This window comes from Thermogemmatispora sp. (assembly GCF_019683755.1).
In the GTDB taxonomy this organism is placed as follows: domain Bacteria; phylum Chloroflexota; class Ktedonobacteria; order Ktedonobacterales; family Ktedonobacteraceae; genus Thermogemmatispora.
The window spans coordinates 1-7,741 of the sequence record NZ_JADGHT010000221.1; the positions used below are offsets into that span (position 1 = coordinate 1).

Annotated in this window: 11 protein-coding genes and 4 pseudogenes; all 15 read left to right on the forward strand. The window is 60.9% G+C overall.

Annotation, left to right across the window (positions count from 1 at the left end; genetic code table 11):
* Positions 1-32: 32 nt before the first annotated feature.
* Positions 33-236: pseudogene (rplC, locus tag IRZ24_RS19850) on the forward strand (50S ribosomal protein L3); the annotation flags it as partial.
* Between the two features lie 210 nt (positions 237-446).
* Positions 447-860: pseudogene (gene rplC / locus IRZ24_RS19855) on the forward strand (50S ribosomal protein L3); the annotation flags it as partial.
* An 8-nt stretch (positions 861-868) separates the two neighbouring features.
* Positions 869-1,492: pseudogene (gene rplD, locus IRZ24_RS13800) on the forward strand (50S ribosomal protein L4); the annotation flags it as partial.
* 153 nt (positions 1,493-1,645) lie between these two features.
* Positions 1,646-1,945 (forward strand): 50S ribosomal protein L23, encoded by a 300-nt coding sequence (rplW, locus tag IRZ24_RS13805; RefSeq protein WP_112431551.1) that lies wholly within the window; start codon positions 1,646-1,648, stop codon positions 1,943-1,945.
* 11 nt (positions 1,946-1,956) lie between these two features.
* Complete coding sequence (rplB, locus tag IRZ24_RS13810) at positions 1,957-2,790, forward strand: 50S ribosomal protein L2 (protein ID WP_297154584.1); 834 nt, start codon at positions 1,957-1,959, stop codon at positions 2,788-2,790.
* Positions 2,791-2,838: 48 nt separating this feature from the next.
* Positions 2,839-3,126: a 30S ribosomal protein S19 gene (gene rpsS / locus IRZ24_RS13815; RefSeq protein WP_052890667.1), complete on the forward strand. Its 288-nt coding sequence runs from the start codon at positions 2,839-2,841 to the stop codon at positions 3,124-3,126.
* 61 nt (positions 3,127-3,187) lie between these two features.
* On the forward strand, positions 3,188-3,538 hold the full coding sequence (gene rplV, locus IRZ24_RS13820; RefSeq protein ID WP_297154587.1) for a 50S ribosomal protein L22: 351 nt from the start codon (positions 3,188-3,190) through the stop codon (positions 3,536-3,538).
* A gap of 41 nt (positions 3,539-3,579) precedes the next feature.
* Positions 3,580-4,206, forward strand: a pseudogene (rpsC, locus tag IRZ24_RS13825) (30S ribosomal protein S3); the annotation flags it as partial.
* A gap of 846 nt (positions 4,207-5,052) precedes the next feature.
* Positions 5,053-5,484 (forward strand): 50S ribosomal protein L16, encoded by a 432-nt coding sequence (rplP, locus tag IRZ24_RS13830; RefSeq protein ID WP_297165228.1) that lies wholly within the window; start codon positions 5,053-5,055, stop codon positions 5,482-5,484.
* Positions 5,471-5,680, forward strand: a complete 210-nt coding sequence (gene rpmC / locus IRZ24_RS13835) for a 50S ribosomal protein L29 (RefSeq protein WP_297165230.1) — start codon at positions 5,471-5,473, stop codon at positions 5,678-5,680. Before rplP ends, rpmC begins: the two co-directional genes overlap by 14 nt.
* The gene (gene rpsQ / locus IRZ24_RS19860; RefSeq protein ID WP_366914297.1) at positions 5,677-6,111 is read left to right on the forward strand and encodes a 30S ribosomal protein S17; all 435 of its coding nucleotides are present in this window, start codon (positions 5,677-5,679) and stop codon (positions 6,109-6,111) included. Before rpmC ends, rpsQ begins: the two co-directional genes overlap by 4 nt.
* A complete protein-coding gene (gene rplN / locus IRZ24_RS13845; RefSeq protein ID WP_297165232.1) occupies positions 6,108-6,476 on the forward strand; it encodes a 50S ribosomal protein L14 in 369 nt (122 codons plus the stop codon). The genes rpsQ and rplN overlap by 4 nt, the downstream gene beginning before the upstream one ends.
* A 35-nt stretch (positions 6,477-6,511) precedes the next feature.
* A complete protein-coding gene (rplX, locus tag IRZ24_RS13850; RefSeq protein WP_297165234.1) occupies positions 6,512-6,910 on the forward strand; it encodes a 50S ribosomal protein L24 in 399 nt (132 codons plus the stop codon).
* Positions 6,911-6,915: 5 nt separating this feature from the next.
* Positions 6,916-7,458, forward strand: coding sequence for a 50S ribosomal protein L5 (rplE, locus tag IRZ24_RS13855; RefSeq protein WP_297165236.1), 543 nt, complete (start codon positions 6,916-6,918; stop codon positions 7,456-7,458).
* Between the two features lie 5 nt (positions 7,459-7,463).
* Positions 7,464-7,649: a type Z 30S ribosomal protein S14 gene (locus IRZ24_RS13860; protein ID WP_297165238.1), complete on the forward strand. Its 186-nt coding sequence runs from the start codon at positions 7,464-7,466 to the stop codon at positions 7,647-7,649.
* Positions 7,650-7,741 lie beyond the last annotated feature (92 nt).

Consider the following 7,741-nt stretch of genomic DNA (forward strand, 5'->3'; position numbering starts at 1 on the left):
AAGCTCCCTACAGAGGAGAGTAGGTAGAGAGTATGCTCAATGGATTGTTGGGCAGGAAAGTGGGCATGACACAGGTGTTCGGGCCGGATGGCAACGCCATCCCAGTGACCGTCATCGAAGCTGGCCCGTGCATCGTTACCCAGATCAAGACCACTGCCCGTGATGGCTACGAAGCAGTCCAGATCGGCTTTGAGCCGATCCCTGTCAAGCGGGCCACGCGCCCGCTACTGGGGCACCTGGGTCATCGGCTGCCGCTCTTAAGGGCCCAGCGCCGCCGTCTGCAGCAATACCAACAGGAGCAGCGTGCCAAAGCTCGCAGCCAGGAAGAGGGGGCTGAGGGTGGAGTAGGAGCCCAAACAGCCGAAGAGAAGAAACCAGACAAGCAGATCCAGAAGCTCCTAGCCCTGCAGGAGAACCGTCAGCGCCGTCCTGGGCCGGAGCTGGGTCCTTTCCGTGTCCTGCGCGAAGTCAAGCTGCAAGAAGGGGTCACGCCCGACAAGCTCGAACTGGGCGCCCGTTTTGACGTCAGCCTGTTTAAGGTTGGTGAATTTGTCGATGTGATCGGCACCTCCAAAGGAAAAGGGTTCCAGGGAGGCGTCAAGCGCCACGGCTTTGCGGGTGGCCCCAAGACGCATGGCCAATCGGATCGTCATCGCGCGCCTGGCTCCATTGGCTCTGGCACCACTCCTGGACGAGTGCTCAAGGGTCTGCGCATGGCCGGCCACATGGGCAATGCGCGCGTCACCGTCAAACGGCTGCGTGTAATTCAGGCCGACCCGGAGCGCAATCTGCTGGTCGTCAAAGGCTCGGTGCCCGGTGCGAATGGCGGCCTGCTCATGATTAGGAAGCATAAGAGGTAGGTACGGCGATGCCCTCGACGACAGTGTATAACATGGCCGGCGAGGCCGTGGGAGAGCTTGAGCTAAACGAGCAGGTCTTCGGGATCACGCCCCATATCCCGGTGCTCCACCAGGTGGTCACCGCCCAGCTGGTCAACCGCCGCCAGGGCACCGTCTCCACCAAGCACCGTGGCGAGGTCTCGGGAGGAAATAAGAAGCCGTACCGGCAGAAAGGCACCGGTCGGGCGCGCCAGGGAAGCATTCGCGCGCCCCACTTCCGCCACGGTGGCGTGGTCTTTGGGCCGCGGCCTCGCATCTATCATCACGACGTGCCACGCAAGATGCGGCGCCTGGCGATCCGCTCGGTGCTCTCGGATAAAGTGGCTAACAATCGCCTGATTGTTGTGGACCGGCTCCAGCTGGAGCGGCCCCGCACCAAAGATATGCTAGAGGTGCTCAGCAAGCTGCCTGTCGGCGACAGCAAGCGTGTGCTGCTGATGCTGCCGCAGCGCGATGAGAACGTCTTGCTCTCGGCGCGCAACATTCCAGGCACCAAGGTTGAGCATGTCTGTGCCATCAATGTGGTAGAGCTGCTGAAGCACGACAGTGTCATCATGCCGGTGCCGGCTGTGCGCTGGCTGGAATACGTCTTCGGTGAAGGGTTGAGCGCCGAGGAGGCCAGCCAACGAATTGCCGAAGCCGAGGGCGAGGTCGAGGCCCAGGCGGAGGCTGCGGCGCAGGAGGAGCCTCAGAGCGAGGCCAGTGCCGACGCTGAGGCCGCCGGCGATAGCGAGGAGGGGTAGGCCGTGGAGATCACCGAGGTTCTGCGTCACGGAATCATCACGGAAAAATCGGTCAAGCTCCAGGAGCAGCACAACCAGTATACCTTTAAGGTGGCGCCAGAGGCCACGAAGATCGACGTGCGCCGCGCCGTCGAGCAGCTCTTCAATGTGAAGGTGCTCAAGGTCAACATTATCAATGTGCCCGGCAAGAAGCGCGTCCTGCGCCGGCGGGGAGCCCTGCCGCGCGTCATCCACGGGCAGCGCTGGAAAAAGGCCATTGTGACCATCCAGCCGGGTCAGACCATTGAGGCGTTGAAGGCATAAGGGGAAAAGCAATGCCAGTAAAGCAGTATAAGCCAACGACACCCGGGCGGCGCGGCATGACGGTTTCGACCTTCGAAGAGATCACGAAGACGGAGCCGGAGAAGTCGCTGATCAAGCCGCTCAAAAAGCATGCCGGTCGCAACAACCAGGGCCGGATCACCACCCGCCATCGAGGCGGAGGGGCGAAGCGAGCCTATCGGATCATCGACTTCAGGCGCAACAAGCTGGGCGTGCCGGCCAAAGTGGCCGCTATCGAGTACGATCCTAATCGCTCGGCTCGCATAGCTCTCCTGCATTACGTTGATGGCGAGAAGCGCTACATTATCGCGCCGCTCGGGCTGAAGGTGGGCGACTACGTGATGGCGGGGCCGGACGCCGACATCAAGCCGGGCAATGCCCTGCCGCTCAAGAACATTCCGGTTGGCACCACCATTCATAACATTGAGCTGGTGCCCGGGCGCGGGGGCCAACTGGTGCGCAGTGCTGGTGTGGGGGCGCAGCTGATGGCTAAGGAGGGTGAGTATGCTCTCATTCGCCTGCCTTCGGGCGAGCTGCGCTACGTGCACAGCCGCTGCATGGCCACCGTTGGTCAGGTTGGCAATCCCGACCATGAGAACATCACCATCGGCAAGGCGGGCCGTTCCCGCCATATGGGCCGACGGCCTGCGGTGCGCGGCGCGGCCATGAACCCCTGTGACCATCCGCACGGCGGTGGCGAAGGACGCGCGCCGCGCGGCGGCCAGCCGCAGACGCCCTGGGGCAAGCCCGCCCTCGGTGTCAAAACGCGGCGCAACAAGCGGACCGATCGCTTCATTGTCCGTCGGCGCAACGCTGGTCGACGCTAGCGAGTGAGCCGGCCAGACAGGCACAGGTAGGAGGAGGAGAAAGAAAGCATGTCGCGCTCGCGTAAGAAGGGACCATACATTCACGAATCGCTGAGGAAGAAGGTCCTGGCGATGCGGCGCAGCGGTGAGCGCCGCCTGATCAAGACCTGGTCGCGCGCCTCAACCATCTTCCCCGAGATGGTTGGCTTGACCATCGGCGTGCACAATGGCAAAACCCATGTGCCGATCTATATCACCGAGAACATGGTAGGCCACAAGCTGGGAGAATTCGCTCCCACGCGGCACTTCCGCGGTCACTCGGGGGGGAAGAGCGAGCGGACCACCTCGGTTCGCTAGCCTGCTCTCTCCTCCCATCCCTGGCGGAAGGCCAGCGGAGCCATCTTTGATGGAGTAGGAGATGCAAGTCAGGGCTATTGCGAGAAACATAGGCATTTCGCCGCGTAAGTTGCGCCTGGTCACCGATGCGGTCAAGGGACTGCGTGTCAGCGAGGCGCTGCCGGTTCTTGATTTCCTGCCCAACGCCGGGGCCAGGCCGGTCAAGAAGGTGATCCAGTCGGCGGTCGCTAACGCAGAGAACAACTACAATCTCGATCCCGACCAGCTCTACATTCTTAACATTGTGACAGACGAGGGGCCACGTCAGAAGCGCTTCAGGGCCCGCTCGCACGGACGATGGTCGTACATCATCCGCCGCTCCAGTCATGTCACAGTCATCGTTTCGGATGATCGAGCCGACCTGGGACGCTAACGAATTGAGCGAGCGAAGTGCAGTGAAGGAGGAGCACGTCAGTGGGACAGAAGGTTCATCCCACAGGGTTCAGGCTCGGCATTATCAAAACCTGGCTTTCTCGCTGGTATGCTGAGCGTGACTACAAAGACCTGCTCGCGGAAGACATGCTGATCCGCGAGACGATCAATCGTGAGCTGGCCAACGCGGCGGTCTCCCGCATTGAGATCGAGCGTGCGGCTGCGACGCAGGTGTCGGTAACGATCCACACTGCCAGACCGGGCATCGTGATCGGCAAAAATGGCGAGAAGGTAGACCGGCTGCGCAATCTGTTGGAATCGAAGATTCATAAGCGGGTGCGCCTCAATATCGTGGAGATTCGTCAGCCGGAGCTAGATGCCTACCTGGTGGGTCGCACGATCGCCGAGCAGCTTGAGAAGCGTGTCTCATTCCGGCGCGCCATGAAACAGGCAGTGCAGAAAGCGATGCGCGCCAATGCCAAGGGGATCAAGATCATTGTCAGTGGGCGCCTTGGCGGCGCGGAGATTGCACGCAGCGAAAAGGAGGTTGAGGGGAAAGTCCCCCTGCATACCTTGCGCGCCGATATCGACTATGGGCAGACAGAGGCTCACACGACCTATGGCGTGATTGGGGTCAAGGTCTGGATCTACAAAGGGGACGTGCTCCCCGGCAAAGGCCCAGGTCCCGAGGGTCAAGAGGTGGCGCCGCAACCAGCGCTGCTGCCGCGTGAGATCAGCGTTGGCGAGCGGCGTGGGCCTGAGCGACGCGAGCGGCCTGAGCGACGCGAGCGGCCTGAGCAGCGTGGTGCACGTCCGCGGCCCGAGCATGCTCAGGCGCGGCCTGGACGTGAGCGCGGTCAGGGTCAGGCTCAAGCTGGTCAGCAGACCCAGGCCGAGCGTGAGCGTGGTCAGCGTCCTCCGCGCGGCGAGCGCGAGGGCCAGCAGGGGCGTCAAGGCCGTCCATCTCGTCCTTCCCGTCCGCCACGGGGTGAGCAAGGTCAGCGTGGTGGCGAGCAGGGGCGCCAGGCACAGCAGCATCAGCACCAGCAGCAGCACCAGCAACAACAGCAGCAGGCCGAGGCGCAGCCGACAGCTCAGCACCAGCAGCAGCCTGTCCAGGGCTCAGCGCCGGCTACCTCGCCTGAACAGACGACCCCGCCAGCTACGGCTGAGCAGGCACAGGGGAACGAGCAGTCTCCGGCCAGCAGCGCTGAAGAGTAAGCAGGCTGAAGGACGTGGCGGGCAGGATCGGGTAGGATCAGACCAGCATGCCAGCTCAGCGGCCTTGTCAGCGAAGAGGCGCTGGCGCAGTGCCCTATTCCTGACCTGGGAGGCCGTTACGTCCGACCGCTCTCGCCGGCGAGCGCGCCAGGCTGGCGGGCCAAAAAACCTAGCGGCGAGAGCAGAGAGCAGCCAGTGGCAGAAGAGAGCAGATGCATTAGCCCCGATCGGAACAGGTCGCAGCAGTAGGCGGAGAGGCGGGGCTATCTGTGGCAAAGAGGAGAAAAGGCAGCCATGTTACTGGCACCGAGACGTCCAAAGTATCGCAAACAGCATCGCGGTCGCCTCAAGGGGACCGCTCATCGTGGCAATACCATCGCGTTCGGCGATTACGGCTTGCAGGCTCTGGAACCCTGCTGGCTGGAAGCGCGCCAGATCGAGGCCGCCCGTATTGCTATCACGCGCTTCATGAAGCGCGGCGGCAAGGTATGGATTCGGGTCTTTCCTGATAAGCCCGTTACTGCCAAGCCGGCAGAGACCCGTATGGGGAAAGGAAAAGGTGCCCTCGATCACTGGGTAGCGGTGGTCAAGCCTGGTCATATGATTTTCGAGATCGGTGGTGTGAGCGAGGAAGTCGCCAGGGAAGCTGCTCGCCTGGCAAGCCATAAGTTACCAATCGCCACACGCTTTGTAGTCAAAGGGGAGGCGGAGCGTGCCGAAGCTTAAGGAGCGTCGTCAGCAGATTCGCGAGATGTCGCTGCAGGAGGCTCAGCGCGAGCTGAAAGAGCTGCGTATGAAGCTCTTCAACCTGCGCCTGCAGAAGCAGCGCGGGGAAGTCAAGAATACGCGCATCTTCGCCCAGACTCGCAAAGATATCGCTCGCCTGCTCCACCATATCTCACAGTTGGAGGCTGAGCAATGACGCAGGGAACGACCGAACAGAATGCGACCGCGCTCAGCTCAACCGCCAAGCAGCCGCAGCGCCGTCGTCAGCAGAAGGTGGGGCTGGTAATCAGCAACAAGATGGATAAAACCATCGTTGTTGCGGTTGAGCGTCTCAAGATGCACCCTCTTTACAAAAAGACATATCGGCAAACAAAGCATTTCTATGCACATGATGAGCACAACGTCTGTCAGATAGGGGACATAGTCCGCATTGAGGAATGCCGCCCGCTGAGCAAGCTCAAGCGTTGGCGCTTGATTGAAGTTATCAAGCGTGGCAGCGGTGTAGTGCCCGTTGAGGAGGTGCTGGGTCAGGAGATCACCAGCGAACTGGAGCGAGTGCAGCAGGGCACTAGCCAGGGAGAATCTGGCGGGCGGACTGAGCAGCAAGGAGAGGAGGGAGCCGAATGATCCAGCCCCAGACTCGCCTGAAGGTGGCTGACAACACGGGAGCCAAGGAGATCATGTGTATTCGTGTCCTTGGCACTTCTAACAAGAAGTACGCTACAGTTGGTGATGTCATCAAGGCCAGTGTCAAGAGCGCTGCCCCTAATGGGCAGGTGAAGAAGGGTGAGGTAGTGACTGCGGTGGTGGTGCGCGTCTCTAAGGAGTACGCACGCCCCGATGGCTCCCGTATTCGCTTTGACGACAATGCTGCTGTTCTGATCGGCTCTGGTAACAACCCACGAGGAACGCGTATCTTTGGTCCGGTAGCCCGCGAGCTGCGTGAGAAAAACTATGTTCGTATCCTCTCGCTCGCGCCAGAGGTGCTCTGAGGGGGCATGAGGAAGGAAGGCAGGTAGACAAGACAATGGCTGTCAAGGCAAAAGCGAAGCTAGAAAAGCGACCGTTGCACCGGGCCAAAATGAATATCAAGAAGGGCGACACCGTGCTCATCATCACAGGCAAGGATCGGGGCAAGCAAGGGACAGTAGTCAAGGCCCTGCCGCAGCTCAACAAGGTTATTGTCGAGGGTATCAATCTTGTCAAGCGGCATCAAAAGCCGCAAGGTCAATTGCGGCAGGGGGGTATCATCGAGAAAGCCATGCCCATCCATGTCTCGAACACCATGCTGATCTGCACGGAGTGTGGTCAGCCGACGCGCGTGGCCCATGAGCGTCGTCCGATGGGAGCGGATCAGAAGCTCCGCCCGGTGCGTATCTGCAAGAAGTGTGGCAAGGTCATTGCTGATCGGACGAGGAGTGCGTAGAGATTATGGCAGCACGCTTGAAAGAGAAGTATCTCAAGGAGGTGGTACCGGCCCTGCAGAAGGAGTTTAACTACAAGAATCCGATGCAGGTGCCGCGCATCCACAAAGTGGTCATTAACATTGGGATGGGCGAGGCCATTCAGAACGCCAAGGCGATGGAGGCGGCGGTGAACGATCTCTCGCTCATCACCGGTCAGCGCCCGGTCATTACCCATGCGCGGCGCTCGGTGGCCTCGTTCAAGGTGCGCAAAGGCATGCAGATCGGCTGCATGGTGACGCTGCGAGGCGAGCGCATGTACTACTTTCTGGACAAGCTGATGAATGTCGCGCTGCCGCGTCTGCGTGACTTCCAGGGAGTCTCACCGGATTCCTTTGACGGGCGTGGAAATTATACGCTTGGCTTGCGTGAGCAGCTCGTCTTCCCCGAGATTGACTATGATAAGATCGATAAGGTTCGGGGCATGGAGGTTAGCATTGTAACCACGGCACGCACCGATGAGGAGGGGCGACGTCTGCTCAGTCTGCTTGGGATGCCCTTCAGGAGGTAGGATCGATGGCCAAGGTCTCAATGATCGTCAAGGCTCAGCGCAAGCCTCGCTTTAAGGTGCGCAAGCGCAACCGCTGTCGGGTCTGCGGGCGTCCGCGCGCCTACATGCGCAAGTTCGGCCTGTGCCGCATCTGCTTCCGTGAGCGGGCCTTGCGTGGTGAGCTGCCCGGTGTGACGAAATCAAGCTGGTAGCTTCAGCAATCGCCCAGGTCGGCAGCGTGAAAGAGCGAGCGCGGCTCTCTAGGGCTTCATGTAGGAGCAAACGACGAAGGAAGGGAGAGAGG